The 15,581-nt window shown below is 70.6% G+C and carries 14 protein-coding genes; 6 read left to right on the forward strand and 8 right to left on the reverse strand.

The window, feature by feature from the left end; translation table 11 throughout:
- The first annotated feature begins 47 nt into the window (after positions 1-47).
- The 3 genes from nadE to FY549_RS07445 all read left to right on the forward strand — a co-directional run bounded on the left by nadE (position 48) and on the right by FY549_RS07445 (position 5,238).
- Positions 48-866 (forward strand): ammonia-dependent NAD(+) synthetase, encoded by an 819-nt coding sequence (gene nadE, locus FY549_RS07435; RefSeq protein ID WP_149084477.1) that lies wholly within the window; start codon positions 48-50, stop codon positions 864-866.
- An 86-nt stretch (positions 867-952) separates the two neighbouring features.
- Positions 953-4,435 (forward strand): TM0106 family RecB-like putative nuclease, encoded by a 3,483-nt coding sequence (locus FY549_RS07440; RefSeq protein ID WP_149084478.1) that lies wholly within the window; start codon positions 953-955, stop codon positions 4,433-4,435.
- Positions 4,432-5,238: a GNAT family N-acetyltransferase gene (locus tag FY549_RS07445; RefSeq protein ID WP_149084479.1), complete on the forward strand. Its 807-nt coding sequence runs from the start codon at positions 4,432-4,434 to the stop codon at positions 5,236-5,238. Before FY549_RS07440 ends, FY549_RS07445 begins: the two co-directional genes overlap by 4 nt.
- Positions 5,239-5,285: 47 nt before the next feature.
- Here the strand turns inward: FY549_RS07445 and upp are convergent, their stop codons facing one another.
- Positions 5,286-5,918, reverse strand: coding sequence for a uracil phosphoribosyltransferase (upp, locus tag FY549_RS07450; protein WP_025104476.1), 633 nt, complete (start codon positions 5,916-5,918; stop codon positions 5,286-5,288).
- Positions 5,919-5,999: 81 nt separating this feature from the next.
- Between upp and FY549_RS07455 the strand changes: the two genes are divergently transcribed.
- Positions 6,000-6,455, forward strand: coding sequence for a nucleoside deaminase (locus tag FY549_RS07455; protein WP_149084480.1), 456 nt, complete (start codon positions 6,000-6,002; stop codon positions 6,453-6,455).
- Between the two features lie 4 nt (positions 6,456-6,459).
- Here the strand turns inward: FY549_RS07455 and FY549_RS07460 are convergent, their stop codons facing one another.
- Complete coding sequence (locus FY549_RS07460; protein WP_149084481.1) at positions 6,460-7,431, reverse strand: cation diffusion facilitator family transporter; 972 nt, start codon at positions 7,429-7,431, stop codon at positions 6,460-6,462.
- 59 nt (positions 7,432-7,490) lie between these two features.
- Between FY549_RS07460 and proC the strand changes: the two genes are divergently transcribed.
- Positions 7,491-8,330 carry a pyrroline-5-carboxylate reductase gene (gene proC, locus FY549_RS07465; RefSeq protein ID WP_149084482.1) on the forward strand — a complete coding sequence of 280 codons (840 nt, stop codon included), beginning with the start codon at positions 7,491-7,493 and terminating at the stop codon, positions 8,328-8,330.
- A 205-nt stretch (positions 8,331-8,535) separates the two neighbouring features.
- Here proC and FY549_RS07470 read toward each other — a convergent pair whose 3' ends face one another.
- The 4 genes from FY549_RS07470 to FY549_RS07485 form a co-directional block, all read right to left on the reverse strand.
- A complete protein-coding gene (locus tag FY549_RS07470) occupies positions 8,536-10,128 on the reverse strand; it encodes a hypothetical protein (RefSeq protein WP_149084483.1) in 1,593 nt (530 codons plus the stop codon).
- Positions 10,110-10,886 carry an ABC transporter ATP-binding protein gene (locus tag FY549_RS07475; protein ID WP_149084484.1) on the reverse strand — a complete coding sequence of 259 codons (777 nt, stop codon included), beginning with the start codon at positions 10,884-10,886 and terminating at the stop codon, positions 10,110-10,112. Before FY549_RS07475 ends, FY549_RS07470 begins: the two co-directional genes overlap by 19 nt.
- Positions 10,887-10,957: 71 nt before the next feature.
- Complete coding sequence (locus tag FY549_RS07480; RefSeq protein WP_025104470.1) at positions 10,958-11,629, reverse strand: potassium channel family protein; 672 nt, start codon at positions 11,627-11,629, stop codon at positions 10,958-10,960.
- Entirely contained in the window at positions 11,622-13,052 is a 1,431-nt protein-coding gene (locus FY549_RS07485; RefSeq protein ID WP_149084485.1) for a TrkH family potassium uptake protein, read from the reverse strand. The genes FY549_RS07480 and FY549_RS07485 overlap by 8 nt, the downstream gene beginning before the upstream one ends.
- Before the next feature lie 103 nt (positions 13,053-13,155).
- On the opposite strand from FY549_RS07485, the gene FY549_RS07490 reads away from it, so the two are divergent.
- Positions 13,156-13,575 (forward strand): ArsR/SmtB family transcription factor, encoded by a 420-nt coding sequence (locus FY549_RS07490; RefSeq protein ID WP_149084486.1) that lies wholly within the window; start codon positions 13,156-13,158, stop codon positions 13,573-13,575.
- Positions 13,576-13,765: 190 nt separating this feature from the next.
- On the opposite strand, the gene FY549_RS07495 is transcribed toward FY549_RS07490, so the two are convergent.
- Positions 13,766-14,596, reverse strand: coding sequence for an ABC transporter permease (locus FY549_RS07495; protein ID WP_259614073.1), 831 nt, complete (start codon positions 14,594-14,596; stop codon positions 13,766-13,768).
- Entirely contained in the window at positions 14,593-15,495 is a 903-nt protein-coding gene (locus tag FY549_RS07500; protein WP_149084487.1) for an ATP-binding cassette domain-containing protein, read from the reverse strand. The genes FY549_RS07495 and FY549_RS07500 overlap by 4 nt, the downstream gene beginning before the upstream one ends.
- Between the last annotated feature and the right edge of the window lie 86 nt (positions 15,496-15,581).

The raw sequence follows: 15,581 nt of genomic DNA on the forward strand, positions 1-15,581 counted from the left end.
AAACACGGAAGGGGGATACTGGAGCGAACCGATGAGCGGAGGACAACGTGTCGTTGCAGAAGCAGATCGCCGAAGACCTGGGCGCCCGGCCCGACATCGATCCCGAGGCGGAGGTGGAGCGCCGTGTCGGCTTCCTCGCCGAGTACCTGCGCACGACGGGGGCGAAGGGATATGTCCTCGGCATCTCCGGCGGCCAGGACTCGACGCTGGCCGGACGGCTCGCGCAGCTCGCAGTGGAACGCGTGCGCGCCGAAGGGGGCGAGGCGACGTTCCTGGCGGTACGGCTCCCGTATCGCGTGCAGCACGACGCGGAGGACGCCCAGGCCGCACTGGACTTCATCGCGCCTGACGCGTCGGTCGAGGTGAACATCCAGAACGGCGTCGAAGGCGTCGAGAAGGACATCGAGTCCGCCGTCTCCAGTGACATCTCCGACTTCAACCGCGGCAACATCAAGGCCCGCCTCCGCATGGTGACACAGTACGCGCTCGCCGGGCACGAGGGACTGATCGTCATCGGGACGGACCACGCCGCCGAGGCCATCACCGGCTTCTACACGAAGTTCGGAGACGGGGCGGCTGACGTCCTCCCGCTCGCGGGGCTCACGAAGCGGCAGGGGCGCTCCCTCCTCCAGTTCCTCGACGCTCCGGAGCGCCTGGCCTTCAAGGTGCCCACCGCCGACCTCCTCGACGACCAGCCGGGGCGAACGGACGAGGACGAGCTCGGACTGACGTACGAGCAGATCGACGACTTCCTCGAGGGCCGGGAGGTGGACCCCGAGGTCGCCGGGCGTATCGAGGCGCGGTACCTCGCGACCCAGCACAAGCGTCACCTGCCGGTGACGCCCGACGACACCTGGTGGCGCTGACCGGGGCACGTCAGGGGGGACCGCCCGCTTTTCGCCGTGTCGGATGCCGCGGATAGTGTCGAAGCAGCCGACAGAACGGGAGAATCGTGCGGATCGACACGGAGGCGCAGCGGGTCATCTGGAGCGCGAGCGACCTCAAGGCGGCAGCCGAGTGCGAGTTCGCCTGGTCCCGCGCGATCGACGCGAAGCTGGGGCGGGTCCCGGCGGTCGAGGAGCCGGAGGATGCGACGCTCCTCCGCGCTGCCCAGCTCGGGGACGTGCATGAGCAGAACGTGCTCGACCGGTACGTCCGCGAACTCGGCGAGGACCGTGTGCACCGCATCGCCAAGGTCTCGTCGAGCGATTCCGACGCCCTGTCGGCCGCCGTCGACGAGACGCTGAGCGCTCTCCGGTCCGATGCGCTGGTCGTCTTCCAGGCGGCCTTCGCCACCGACGAGTTCGTCGGGTTCGCCGACTTCCTGCGCCGCGATGCCGACGGACGCTGGCGCGTGCAGGACTCCAAGCTCGCCCGCAAGGCCCGGGTGACGGCGCTCATGCAGCTCGCGGCATACGTCGACCAGCTCGACCGGCTCGGCATCCCGCGCGCCGACGAGGTCGACCTCATCCACGGCGACAACAGCGTCAGCACGCACGCGGTCGACGATCTCCTTCCGCTCTTCCGCGTCCGTCGGGCGCGCCTCCGCGCTCTGATCGCCGACCGCGCCGTAGCCGACGGCGTCGCCGGCGCACCGCTGGCCTGGGGCGACGACCGCGGCGACCTGCGCGTCGTCGCCTGCGGGCGCTGCGCCACCTGCGAGGAGCAGGTGCTGGCCCACCGGGACCTCCTCATGGTGGCCCGCATGCGTCCCGTCCAGCGCGCGCGGCTCCGGGCCGCCGGGATCCTCACGATCGACGAGCTGGCCGCGGCGACGCGCGCTCCCGAGGGCATGAACGTCGACACGTTCGAGAACCTCCGCGCCCAGGCCCGTGTGCAGTTGCGCGCCGATTCCGAGGGCGCCCCGACGTACGACGTGCATTACGCCGCAGCGATCCACACCCTCCCGGTTCCGAGTCACGGAGACATCTTCTTCGATTTCGAGGGTGATCCGCTGTACACCGAGCCTGCCCCCGACGGGGAGGCAGAGTGGGGACTCGACTACCTGTTCGGCTGGGTCGACAACGCCGACCAGTACACCGCGCTCTGGGCGCACTCGTTCGCGGAGGAGCGACGTGCGCTGGAGACCTTCCTCGACTTCGTGAAGGTGCGCCGCGCCGCGCACCCCGGCATGCACATCTACCACTACGCCCCCTATGAGACCTCGCACCTCGTCGCGATGGCCGCCCGCCACGGGGTGCGTGAGGGCGAGGTCGACCGCCTGCTCCGCGAGGGTGTCTTCGTCGACCTGTATCCACTGGTGCTGCGGACCGTGCGCGTGGGGTCCCGCTCCTACTCGATCAAGAAGCTCGAGCCCCTCTACATGGGGGCCGACGTCCGCACGAGCGATGTCCAGAAAGGCGACGACTCCATCGTGCAGTACGTCGCGGCGCGGGAACTCGCGGCGGCGGGCGCGCAGGCCGAGGCCGAGGCCGTGTTCGCCGACCTCGCCGACTACAACCGCTACGACTGCGTCTCGACCAGGCGGCTCCGCAACTGGCTCATCGACATCGCCCGCGCCGAGGGCGTCGCGCCAGCGCCGCCGGACGACGCGGACGAGGTCATCTACGAACCGTCGCCGCGCTCGCTCGCCCTGCTCGCCGACGCGGAGCAGGCGGCCGAAGCGGGAGACGACGGGCTCGTGCACCGGATCGCGGCGGCGGCCATCGACTACTTCCCCCGCGAGGCGAAGAGCTTCTGGGTCTCGCACTTCCAGCGGCTGCGGGAGCCCGTCACGATGTGGGACGGCACGCGCGACGTGATCAAGGTCGATGTCACCCGCTCCCGCGTTCGACGAGACTGGAGCATCGGCGAAGGCCGCAGGGTGATGTCGCGGGAGCTGGAAATCCGGGGCGAGGTGTCCCCGGGCACGACCCTCGGTCCGGGCGCCCAGCCCTTCGCGCTCTACGACGTCCCCGCCCCGTTCGACACCGACGTCCCCTCTCGGGCGGTGCACGTGCCGCACGGGGTCACGGTCGTCGAGGTGCTGGACGACGGGTATCTCGTGGCCGAGTCCGCGGTGCAGGGGCAGACCTGGGACGAGCTCCCCGTCGCGCTGACCCCTGCTGCGCCGCCTCGCGTGGTGTCGCTGCAGCAGGCGATCGACGAGTGGGCGGACGCGGTGCACGCGGCCGCCCCGGACTTCCCCCACGACGCGGCCACCGACATCCTCCGCCGCCTGCCTCCGCGCACGGTGTCGGGGAATGTGCTTCCGGCCGCCGGCGACGATCCGATCGACGCGATCGTGCGGGGAGTCCTCGACCTCGACCGCAGCTACCTCGCGGTGCAGGGCCCTCCCGGCACAGGGAAGACCTACACGGGCTCGCAGGTGATCGCCCGTCTCGCCAACGAGCACGGCTTCCGGATCGGCGTGGTCGCGCAGTCCCACGCGATCATCGAGACGCTGCTGGAGCGCGTCGTCGCCGACGGAGTCGCCCCGGCACAGGTGGCGAAGTGCCCCAAGGACGCCAGCGCCGACGCCGGCTACACGGTGATCCCGAAGACCGGCATGGCCGCCTTCCTCGCCGAGCACGAGAACGAGGGTGCCGTCGTAGGCGGCACCGCATGGGACTTCAGCAACACGCAGCGGGTGGCCCGCGGGGAGCTCGACCTCCTGGTGATCGACGAGGCGGGGCAGTTCTCGCTCGCCTCCACGATCGCGGTCGCCGCCGGTGCGCAACGGCTGCTGCTCCTCGGCGATCCGCAGCAGTTGCCGCAGGTGAGCCAGGGCGCGCATCCCGAGCCCGTCGATACGTCGGCGCTGGGCTGGGTCATGGACGGCGACCCCGTCGTGCGACCGGAGTACGGCTACTTCCTCGCCCGCTCCTGGCGGATGCACCCCTTCGTGGCTGCCCCGGTGTCGAAGCTCGCCTATGCGGGAAAGCTCGCCTCCGCTCCCGGTACCGAGCGGCGCGCGGTCGAGGGCGTCGACCCGGGTCTGCACGTGGTGCCGCTGCGGCACCGCGGCAATGCGACGCAGTCGCCCGAGGAGGCGGCAGAGGTCGTGCGCATCGTGCGCGACCTCGTCGGCCGTGCCTTCCACGACAACGATCCGGCCGGCACGGTGCGGCCGCTGACGCCGGAGGACATCATCGTCGTGGCGCCGTACAACGCCCAGCGGCAGCTCATTAACGATGCGCTCGCCGCGGCGGGATTCGGAGGCGTCCCTGTGGGCACCGTCGACAACTTCCAGGGCAAGGAGGCGGTCGTCTCGATCACGTCGCTCGCCGCGTCCAGTGGCCGCGACGCGCCACGCGGGCCGGAGTTCCTGCTGCTGCAGAACCGCCTCAACGTCGCGATCTCGCGCGCGCAGGTCGTGGCCTACCTCGTCCATTCGCCGGCTTTGCTCGACGACCTGCCGTACACGCCGGAAGGCGTAGCGCGACTCAGCGCGTTCGCTCGGCTGGTGGGCGCCGCCGAAGAGGGGGAGTCATGATGGCCGCATCCGCGCAGACGGCATCCGGCGACGGCATGCCGACGAACGAGGAGGTCCTCCGCGCCGCCGCGGCGTGGGCCTGGTTCCCGCGGGGGAGCGAGCATCTCCGCGACGACCTGCTCCTCGTCCGCTACCCCGGGCGGTTCGGCGGCGGAGTCCGTGGCTCACAGGTCACGTCGGCCCGCCCCGCCGCCGAGGTCGTGGACCGCGCGCTGGAGCGCGTCAGGGCCTGGGGGGAGACCGTGTTCACGTTCTGGACGAACCCCGCCGACACCCCGGACCTCGAGGACGAGCTCTCCCGCCGCGGGGCCGTGCACTTCGACACCGTCACCGTGTTCGCGCGCCCGACCGTCGGACGCGACATCGCGGTGCCGTCCGGTGTCTCCGCGGAGGTCGTGCGCACCAGGGACCAACTTCGCGAGGTCGACGCGATCAACGTCCCGGTCTGGGAGCAGCAGCCGCTCGACGAAGACGGCTTGCGCGCCGAGTTCGCCGACCTGACCGCGGCCCTGGACGCCGGCGAGGGCTTTCGTGTGCTCGGCCGCGTGGATGGTCGCGCGGTGAGCACCGGCGGGTGCACCATCGTCGACGGGTTCACGCGACTGTGGGGGGCGGCGACGCTCGAAGCCGACCGCGGTCGCGGCGTCTACCGTGCCGTGCTCGCCGAACGCCTGCGGGAGAGCGCCGCGCGTGGTGCACGGACGGCGCTCGTGAAGGGGCGCGTCTCGACCTCGGCCCCGATTCTCGCCCGGGTCGGGTTCACCCGCTATGGCGAGGAACGCGGCTACCGGTTGACTCTCTGACGAGGGGATGCGGTCCTGGGACGAGCTCCCCGACCGGGTCGCCGTGCTCAGACGGTGCCGTAGAGGCGGTCGCCCGCATCTCCGAGGCCGGGCACGATGTAGCCCTTCTCGTCGAGACGCTCGTCGAGAGCGCCCAGCACGAGCGTCACGTCGCGGTCGCCCGCCATCGCCTCGATCGCCGCCACACCCTCCGGGGTGCCCAGCAGGCAGATCGCCGTGACGTCCTTCGCTCCGCGGTCGAAGAGGAACTGGATGGCAGCGGCCAGGGAACCACCCGTCGCGAGCATCGGGTCGATCGCGAAGCACTGGCGGTCGGAGAGGTCGTCCGGCAGGCGCTCGGCGTACGTGGTGGGTTCGAAGGTCTCCTCGTCGCGGACCATGCCGAGGAAGCCGACCTCGGCCGTGGGGAGCAGCTTGACGAGACCCTCGAGCATCCCGAGGCCCGCGCGCAGGATCGGGACGACGATGGGGCGAGGCTCGGAGATCTTCACACCGGTGGTCGTGGTGACCGGGGTCGTGATCTCGATCGGCGTGACCTTCACGTTCCGGGTCGCCTCGTACGCGAGGAGCGTCACGAGTTCCTCCGTCAGCTGCCGGAAGACAGGCGACGGGGTGCGCGCGTCGCGCAGCACCGAGAGCTTGTGGGTGATGAGGGGGTGGTCGGCGACGTGAACACGCATGGATACAGGCTAATGCGCCCCGCGTCCGCGCACGACATCGGCCACCGTCGCGGTCGCCCCGCGCTGCCGTAGGCTCGGGGCATGACCGCTGCCGACAGCCTCGCGATGGAGCGCGCACTCGCGCTCGCCGCCGAGGCCGCGGATGCCGCGGAGATCCCCGTCGGGGCGGTCGTCCTCGATGCGGACGGCCGTGTCCTGGCGGAAGGGCGGAACACCCGGGAGGCCACGCACGATCCGACCGGCCATGCCGAGATCGAGGCGATCCGTGCCGCAGCGGCCATCCATGGATCCTGGAACCTCGACGGCTGCACCCTCGTCGTCACCTTGGAGCCGTGTGTCATGTGCGCGGGCGCGATCCTGCAGGCGCGCATCGGTCGCGTGGTCTTCGGGGCGTGGGACGACAAGGCCGGCGCGGCAGGGTCGATGTACGACGTGCTGCGCGACCGTCGCCTGCCCTACCGCGCCGAGGTCGTCGGCGGCGTGCGAGAAGCGGACGCGGTCGCCCTGCTGCGCGGCTTCTTCGAGGAGCGTCGCTGACCGGTCAGTCCGATGACTTGAGGACGAAGACGTCCGTCGAGGGCTCCGGGTCGATCGCAGGCCGGTAGACGTCCGGTTCGATGTACACGACCCGGGCGACCGGCACGGCAGTGCGGATACGCTCTTCGATCTCGTCGATGTCATCGGCGACCTCGCGCAGCGGCTTGTCGGCGCGCAGGGCGATCTTCGCCGCGACCATCAGCTCGTCCGGCCCGAGGTAGAGGGTCTTCATGTGGATGATCTTCTCGATCTCCGGCCCGTCGTTGATCGCGTCCACGATCCGGTCGTAGTCGGCGGGGGTCGCTCCCTCCCCGACGAGCAGGCTCTTGGTCTCGATGCCCAGAACGATCGCGATGAGCACGAGCAGCGCCCCGATCATGACGGTCCCCAGGGCGTCGAAGACCGGGTTGCCCGTGAGCAGCGTGAGACCGACACCGAGAAGTGCGAAGGTGAGGCCGGTGAGGGCCCCGACATCCTCGAGGAGGACGACCGGCAGCTCCGGCGCCTTGGACCGCCGCACGAACGAGAACCAGGACTGCCCCTTCTCACGAAGGACGTTGCTCTCGCGCACCGCGGTGCGGAGGGAGAACGACTCCAGGCCGATCGCGATGAGGAGCACCACGAGCGGCAGCCACCACCAGGTCTGGTCGATCTCGTGCGGGTGGGTGAGCTTCTCCACGCCCTCGTAGATCGCGAAGAGGCCGCCGACGGAGAAGAGGATGATCGACACGACGAAGGCGTAGACGTACCGTTCGCGACCGTAGCCGAACGGGTGGGCACGATCCGCGTGACGCTTCGCCTTGCGCCCACCGCGCATGAGCAGCAGCTGGTTGCCCGAGTCGGCGACGGAGTGGATGGCCTCGGCGAGCATCGATGCCGACCCGGAGAGGGCCCACGCGAGGAACTTCGCGAGGGCGATGCCCAGGTTCGCCAGGAACGCCGCGACGATGGCCTTGCTGCCTCCGGATGCACTCATGCGACGAGTCTAGGACGGGAGTCCGGACGGCACAGGAGCGCCCGCCGTAGGATGACGACATGGCTGACTCGCTCCCCTCCCTCGCGTTCCTCGGTGCCGGTTCGATGGGGGGAGCGATCCTCCGTGGCGTGCTCGCCTCGGGTGTCCCGGTGGACGGCGGGATCACGGCGACGAACCGCACGCCGGAGAAGGCGGAGGCGTTCGCCGGGATCGAGGGCGTCACGAGCATCGCGCTGTCCGAGCGGCCGGAGGGCAACGCCGACGCGGTGGCGGACGCGAGGGTCGTCCTGGTCGGGGTGAAGCCGGCGATGGTCCCCGACCTCCTCCGCGAGATCGCGCCGCACCTCAGCCCGGAGACCGTCGTGGTGAGCCTGGCCGCGGGGGTCACGCTGCAGACCTTCGCGGATGTGCTCGGCCCGGAGGCCGGGGTCATCCGCTCCATGCCGAACACCCCGTCGACGATTCGCAAGGGTGTCACCGGTCTCGCAGCCGGGGCGGCGGCGACCGCCGACGACCTCGCGCTCGTTCGGCGTCTGTTCGAGACGGTGGGAGCCGTGGTGGAGGTCCCCGAGTCGCAGATCGATGCGCTCTCGACGATCTCGGGCTCCGGTCCCGCCTACGTCTTCCTCCTCATCGAGCAGTTCACCGCGGCCGCGCGCGAGATGGGCTTCGCCGACGCGGACGCCCGGCTGCTGGCCGAGCAGACCTTCATCGGCGCGACCGCACTGCTGGACTCCACGGGGGAGGATCCCGCCGAGCTGCGCCGCCGGGTGACGAGCCCGAAGGGGACCACGGAGCGCGCCGTCGCCGTGCTGCAGGAGGCTCACCTGTCGGACACGTTCGCCGCTGCGGCCGCCGCCGCCCTTGCCCGCGCGAACGAGCTCGCCGCAGGCGCCTGATCCCGCACGCACCTCCCGCGGCCCCCGCCCCACGAGAACAGGCGGCCACGCGAGTTCAGGCAGCCAGCACCCCTGGAGCCTGAACTCCCGCGAGTGCCTGCTGCGGCGAGGGGGCGGGGGAGCAGGCGTTCACGCGAGTTCAGGCAGCCAGTGCTCCTGGAGCCTGAACTCGCGCGAGAGCCTGTTGCGGCGAGAGCGCCGGAGGCTAGGCGTCGCTGGCGACCTCGGTGAGCACCTCCGGCCAGCGCCGCTGCAGTGTTCGGCCCCCGAGGATCGTGCCGCCCCACAGGGCAGCACCCCCGAGGACGACGGCGGCCGCGAGGCTCGCCCAGCCGAGCGGCGGGATCCACATCGACGCGATCGCGAAGCCGAGCGCGGGGCCCCCGAGCAGCAGGGTGATCGGCGACATGATGAGCATCGCGAGGAAGGACTGCGCGCCGCCGGAGGAGCCACGCCCGAACGGGTTGGCCTCGGGCGCCGGAGCTCGTCCTGGCAGGAACGCACCCACCCAGGAGCCTGCCCCTGCCGACACGGCCATGAGTCCCAGAGCGGCGCCGAGGCTGCCCGGCAGCAGGTCAGGTCGTCCCGCCAGCAGGCAGGTCGCGACGCAGAGGACGACCGTGATGGGGACGCCGATCATTGCGAACCCGAGCAGCCGTCCGGCGCGGTCGGCCGTGCCGCTCACGCCCGTGAGGATGTGCAGCGCGACGGCGTCGTTGTCGTAGGCGATCGCCATCTGCACGATGCTGCCGGTGAGGAGGGCGTTGATCGCCGGGATGAGCGTGATCGCGGGCGCGAAGCCGGTGGCGTCCTGCTGCAGCCCGTTCATGAGAGCGAGTCCGAGGAAGATGGCCGGCAGCAGCAGGAGCATCACGATGTTGACGACCTGGCGGGGATCGCGGCGGAAGTAGCGGAGCGTCCGTCCCGCGATGGCGCCGACGGGACCGGCGGGGAGCACGCGGTCGAGCAAGCCCCGCGCACGCACGCGTCCGCCGCCGCTCGACTGCAGCGGCGCGACCAGGCGTGCGTCGAGCATGCCGCGGGCGGCGAACCAGAAGACTCCGAGCGTGGCCACGGCGACGAGCAGCCGCAGCACGGCGGCGGGTACGTCGCCCTGCGCCACGGCGGCCGGGACGCCGAACACCGCGGCGACCGGGGTCCACGCGGCGATCTCGGCGACCGTGGTGAACGCGCCGCCGACATCTCGCACGGTCGAGAGTGCCTGCAACCCGATGTTGAGGAGGAGACCGGAGGAGGCCAGCAACACGACGCCGAGCGTGAGGACGAGGTCGCGCGTGCGCCGACGGGCGAGCCACCCCGCGAGAAGCCCGCTGACGACGCGGGCGCCGAGCACGCACGTGGCGAGGGCCACCGGTGCCATGACCACGGCGACGAGGAGGGCCGGAACGCTGACCGACCAGCCCACGAGCATCAGCAGCAGGGCCAGCGCGGTGCCGACACCGCCGATCGTCGTCATGCCGGCGACGACCAGCCCCGGAAGCAGGGTGCGTGCGGTCACCGGGAGCAGGGCGAAGCGCTCGGGGGCCAGGGAGTCGTCGGCGCTGACGAGGATCGAGCCGACCCACCAGCCGAGCACGAGGATGGCGCCGGTGAGCACCATCGCGGTCACGGCGGCATCGGGGGCGCCCACGCGCAGGGCGATCAGTCCGACGGTCAGCAGGCCGAGCATTCCCAGCGCGATCAGCCCCACGATCGCGAGGGTCACGATCATCCAGGGGTTACGGGACAGCTGGTGTCCGAGCTGCCGCAGCCGCAGGCCTACGAGGAGCGCAACCACGCGAGCGTCTCCGTTCCGAGATCGTGCGCGCCGACCAGGCTGAGGAAGCGCTCCTGCAGCGTGAGCCCCGCCCGCACCTCGTCCAGCGCGCCATGCGCGAGCAGTCGCCCCTCCGCGACGATGGCGACGCGGTCGCACAGCGACTCGACGAGCTCCATGACGTGGCTGGAGAGCACGACCGTGCCGCCTCCGTCCACGAACGAGCGCAGGATCTGCCGGATCGTCTGCCCCGAGACGGGATCGACGGCCTCGAGCGGTTCGTCGAGGATGAGCAGCCGCGGCGCGTGGATGAGCGCGCACGCCAAGCCGATCTTCTTCTTCATGCCGGCCGAGTAGTCGACGACGAGAGTGTCGCGCGCCTCGGCCAGGCCGAGGGCGTCGAGCAGCTCACCGGAACGGGACAGGACCTCCGCTTCCGGCATGCCGCGGAGCAGCCCGGTGTAGCGCAGCAGCTCGGCGCCCGTGAGCCGGTCGAGCATGCGGATGCCATCGGGCAGCACGCCCATCCGTGCCTTCGCGGCGGCGGGGTCCTGCCACACATCCGTCCCGAGCACCCAGGCCGTCCCGGCGTCCGGGCGCAGCAGTCCCGTGGTCATCGCGAGCGTCGTCGTCTTGCCCGCACCGTTCGGTCCGAGCAGCCCCAGCATCGAGCCCGCGGGAACGTCGAGCGACAGGGAGTCGACGGCGACCTTCTGTCCGAACTGCTTGCGAAGCCCTCGGAGGGCGAGGACGGGCGGTGCGGGGGCGTGATCGCTCATGCCCCCCATCCCACCATGCCCCGCAGGACGGGCGCATCCGTCGCGTGGGGGAGTTCCGGGCGGGGTCCGGCTCAGCGGTCGAGGGCGGCGAAGCGCTCGATGTCGCTGTTGGTCCCGGACACGATGATGAGGTCGTGGTTTGTCACGATGGTGTTCGCCTCGGCGTAGCGGAACGGCTTACCGGGGCTCTTCACGCCGACGACGGTGACCTTGTACTTGGAGCGCACACCGGACTCGTTGAGGCCGACGCCGCGGATGAACTTGGGCGGGTACATCTTGGCCAGGACGAAGTCGTCGTCGAACCGGATGAAGTCGAGCATCCGTCCGCTCACGAGGTGTGCGACGCGCTCGCCGGCCTCACGCTCGGGGTAGATGACGTGGTTCGCCCCCACGCGGGCGAGGATCTTGCCGTGCGACTGCGACACCGCTTTGGCCCAGATCTGCGGCACCTTGAGGTCGACGAGGTTCGCGGTGATGAGCACCGACGCCTCGATCGAGGAGCCGACCGCGACGACTGCGACCTGGAAGTCCTGTGCGCCGATCTGGCGGAGGGCGTCGATGTTCCGCGCGTCGGCCTGGACGGTGTGGGTGACGCGGTCCGACCACTTCTGCACGAGCTCGAGGTTGTCGTCGATCGCGAGCACTTCGCGGTCGAGGCGGTCGAGCTCGCCGGCGCAGGCGGCGCCGAAACGACCGAGACCGATGACGAGGACGGGAGCGTCGCCCCGAAGGACTTCAACCAACGATCGGCCTTTCCACGGGCAGTGAGTAGTACTGCGTGCGCGATGTCGCGGCGACTGCCGCAGCGAGAGTCACTGTACCAACGCGTCCCATGAAGATCGTCGCGGCCATGACGTAGGACGCGGAATCGGGGAGCTCTCCGGTGAGGCCCGTCGAGAGGCCGACGGTGCCGAACGCGGAGATGACGTCGAACAGCACGTGGCTGATGTCGGCCTTGGTGATCTGCGCGATCACGATGGTGGACAGCGCCACGATCGTGGCCCCCCAGGCGACGACGCTGAGGGCGACGCGCTGGACATCGCTGGGGATGCGGCGGCCGAACGCCTCGACGGACTGACGCCCCTTGGCCTCGGACCACACGGCGATCGCCAGGACCGCGAGGGTCGTGACCTTGATGCCGCCCGCCGTCGAGGCGGATCCGCCGCCGACGAACATGAGCATGCTCGCGGCCAGCAGTGAGGAGCCGTTGAGGTCGTCCATCTCGATGACGTTGAAGCCTCCGGAGCGCGTCATCGCGGATAGGAAGAACGCCTGGAACGTCGTGTCCGCGGCGTCCATCGAGCCGAAGGTCTTCGGGTTGTCGTACTCCAGGACGAGGAAGGCCGCCGCGCCGAGGATGAACAGCAGCACCGTGGTGACGATCGTCAGCTTCGAGTGCAGCGACCAGCGCTTGACGTGCCAGACGTGCTTCGCGAGCGTATAGATCACCGGGAAGCCGATGCTTCCGAGGAAGACGCCGACCATGAGGAGCGACAGCACGAGGTAGTCGTCGGCGAAGACGGCCACACCGCCGTCGTTCGGGGCGAAGCCGGTGTTGGTGAACGCCATCGCCGAGAAGTACGGGGCCTCCCAGAGGGCGGCGATCGGGTCGACACCGGCCATCACCAGCGCGGGGTAGAGCAGGGCGGCGAGGGCCGCTTCGATGAACAGGGCCGAGAGGGCGACCGTGGTGAGCAGCTGGCCCACCTCGCCCAGGCGCACCGTCTGGCTCTCGTTGACCACGCCGCCGTGCGCGCGGAGCGGGTTCGTGTCGCCGGCCGCCATGAGCTTGGCCCGCAGTCCGAGGCGCTTCGAGATGAGCATGCCCATGAGGGAGGCGAGGGTCAGCACGCCGAGGGCGCCGATGTTCACGCCGATGAACACCACCACGTGCCCGAAGGGAGACCAATGGTTCGCCATGTCGACGGTCGCGAGGCCGGTCACGCAGATCGTGGAGACAGCGGTGAAGAGCGCGTCGCTGAGCGGGGTCACCGTCCCACTCGCGGAGGCGATCGGGAGAGAGAACAGCACCGTGAAGACGAGGATCAGCAGCGCGAAGACGGCGATCGCGAATCGGGAGGGCGACGACGTGATGAGGTGCTTCACCCGTCCGGCGGCGCCCGGGAGACCGGTGCGAGGGGACGACGCCGAAACGATGCCCGACATCGCTGCCCCCTTCTTCTGTGCCGTCCGTTCCGGGCGGCAGCGCGGCGTCTCTCGCCGAGCCTTCGTCATGGTACTCCGTGCCGGGGCGCACTACCCTGAACACATGACGGACATCTTCGACGTGATCGCAGACGGTACGAGGCGCGACATCCTCCAGCTCCTGCTCCGACACACGTCCGAAGGGGAGTCCGGCACGAGCGTGAGCCAGATCGTGGCAGATCTCGGGATCAGTCAGCCCACTGTCTCCAAGCACCTCAAGGTGCTTCGCGAGGCCGAGCTCGTCACGGTGCGTGAGGACGGACAGCGGCGCTTCTACAGCCTGTCCGTCGCGCCGCTCGAGGCCGTCGACGACTGGCTGGTCCCGTTCCTCGTGGACGCGTTCGGTGAAGGCGCCCCCGACATCGCCTACCCCGGCAGCGCGGCGATCCCCGACGGCGCCGCGCACGCGGCCGAGGTCGTCGGGCGTGCGGCCGCGTCGGCGAAGCACGTCGTGGCGAACGCCCTGAAGCGCCTCGGGGCGTGAGCAGCCGCCGACAGTCGCTTCCGTAGACGGAGAACCGCCCCTGACGGCAGGGGGGGGATGCCGTCGGGGGCGGTGTGCGGACCCCAGCTCCGCGGGGACTCGGCAGGTGCCGGCACGAGTCCTGTTCCGACACTGGCAGGGCCGCCTGAGCGATCGGAGAGCGTCGGCTATGCGGCGGCTGGACGCGGGGTCATCGTCGCGCCGCCTGGCGCCGGAACAGCCACGCGCCCCACGGCACGGCGACGAGGAGGATGACGGCGCACCACCCGACGGCCCACCACGGCTCCGCCTGCAGGGGGGTGTCCATGATCAGCCCGCGGATGGTCTCCACGATCGGAGTGACGGGCTGGTGGGCAGCGACCGGCTGCAGCCAGTCGGGCATGCTCGCGACCGGGACGAAGGCGCTGGAGAGGTACGGCAGGAACAACAGGATGAAGCCGTAGCCGTTCGCCGCCTCCGGACTGCCGGCTGCGAGACCGATCGCCGCGAAGAGGTAGGTGATCGCGAGGATGTACAGCGCGATCATGCCGGCCAGGGCGATCCACTCGGCGGGGCTCGCGGACGGGCGGAAGCCGACGAGCACTCCGACGCCGATCACGACGGCGGTCGCGACGAGATTCCGCAGGACGCTCGCCACAACGTGCCCGGTGAGCACGGCCCCGGCGCGCAGGGGCATCGTGCGGAATCGGTCGATGATCCCCGTGCGCATGTCGTTCGCGACGTAGACGGCCGTCGAGGAGGCGCCGAATCCGGCGCACGTGAGGATGATGCCAGGGACGACGTAGTCGACGTACGCCCCCGAGGGGTCGATGGCACCGCCGAAGACCCACGTGAACATGAGCATGAGCAGGACCGGCAGCAGGATCGCCATGAGAAGGGACTCGCCGTCCCGCAGCGAGTGTCGGAGACTGCGGCCGACGAAGACGGCCTCGGCCGTGAGCCCGCCGAGACGGGGGCGCGGAGCGGGGGCGATGGGCGAGGGGCCTGAGATGTGCGGCGCCGCCGCGGGGGAGATGTTCACGCGAGCTCCTTCCGGGGCGAGGCGTCCGCGGTGGGGCCGCCGGGATCGGTGACGGCGAGGAAGACGTCGTCGAGGGTGGGCCGTCGGAGGGTGACCGTGCCGTCGTCGCCCTCCTCGTCCAGCAGGTCGAGAGCGCGGCGCAGGCCGCGCACGGTCCCGTCCGTCGGGATCTCGCGGCGCAGCTCTCCGCGGTCATCGCGGAGTTCGACGGTGTCACCGCCGACCCGCGCCTTCAGCGCGGATGCCGTACCGAGGGCCGCGATGCGACCGTCGTGGAGGACGGCGATGCGGTCGGCGAGCTGGTCCGCCTCCTCGAGGTACTGCGTGGTGAGGAAGACCGTCGTTCCGTTGGCGGCGAGGGCCCGGATGATGTCCCAGAGGTCCCGGCGGCTCCGGGTGTCGAGACCGGTCGTCGGCTCGTCGAGGAACAGCACCTCGGGTGTCACGACGAAGCTGAGGGCGAGATCGAGGCGGCGCCGCATCCCGCCGGAGTAGGTGCGGACGGCGCGGTTCGCGGCGTCCGCCAGATCGAAACGGGCGATGAGCTCCGCGGCCCGGCGGCGCGCGGCCACTCGGCCGAGCCCGGAGAGGCGGGCGAACATGACGACGTTCTCGGTGGCGGTCAGTGCGTCGTCCACGGCGGCCGATTGACCCGTGAGGCTGATCCGACGCTGGACTTCCCGTGGATGGGTCCGCACATCCCAGCCGGCGACGCGGGCCGAGCCGCCGTCTGCCGCGGTGAGGGTGGTGAGGACGTTGATGGTGGTGGTCTTGCCGGCGCCGTTGGGCCCGAGCAGGGCGAACACCTCCCCGCGGGCGACGGTGAACTCCAGATTCTCGACGACCACTCTGGCGCCGAACGCCTTGCGCAGACCGCGCACGTCGATGGCTTCGTGCATCGCAGGTCCCTTCTGTGTATCACTGAAACTGTGTATGGGTAAAGCAACTGTGTATGACCGTAACACACTGTTTAATCAATAAACAG

The sequence above is a fragment of the Microbacterium sp. 1S1 genome (assembly GCF_008271365.1).
Classification (GTDB): domain Bacteria; phylum Actinomycetota; class Actinomycetes; order Actinomycetales; family Microbacteriaceae; genus Microbacterium.

Coding starts and splice junctions, on each gene's coding strand:
- FY549_RS07445 (WP_149084479.1), top strand. CDS start 4,432: ATGATGGCCGCATCCGCGCAGACGGCATCCGGCGACGGCATGCCGACG.
- upp (WP_025104476.1), bottom strand. CDS start 5,918: ATGCGTGTTCACGTCGCCGACCACCCCCTCATCACCCACAAGCTCTCG.
- FY549_RS07455 (WP_149084480.1), top strand. CDS start 6,000: ATGACCGCTGCCGACAGCCTCGCGATGGAGCGCGCACTCGCGCTCGCC.
- FY549_RS07460 (WP_149084481.1), bottom strand. CDS start 7,431: ATGAGTGCATCCGGAGGCAGCAAGGCCATCGTCGCGGCGTTCCTGGCG.
- proC (WP_149084482.1), top strand. CDS start 7,491: ATGGCTGACTCGCTCCCCTCCCTCGCGTTCCTCGGTGCCGGTTCGATG.
- FY549_RS07475 (WP_149084484.1), bottom strand. CDS start 10,886: ATGAGCGATCACGCCCCCGCACCGCCCGTCCTCGCCCTCCGAGGGCTT.
- FY549_RS07485 (WP_149084485.1), bottom strand. CDS start 13,052: ATGTCGGGCATCGTTTCGGCGTCGTCCCCTCGCACCGGTCTCCCGGGC.
- FY549_RS07490 (WP_149084486.1), top strand. CDS start 13,156: ATGACGGACATCTTCGACGTGATCGCAGACGGTACGAGGCGCGACATC.
- FY549_RS07500 (WP_149084487.1), bottom strand. CDS start 15,495: ATGCACGAAGCCATCGACGTGCGCGGTCTGCGCAAGGCGTTCGGCGCC.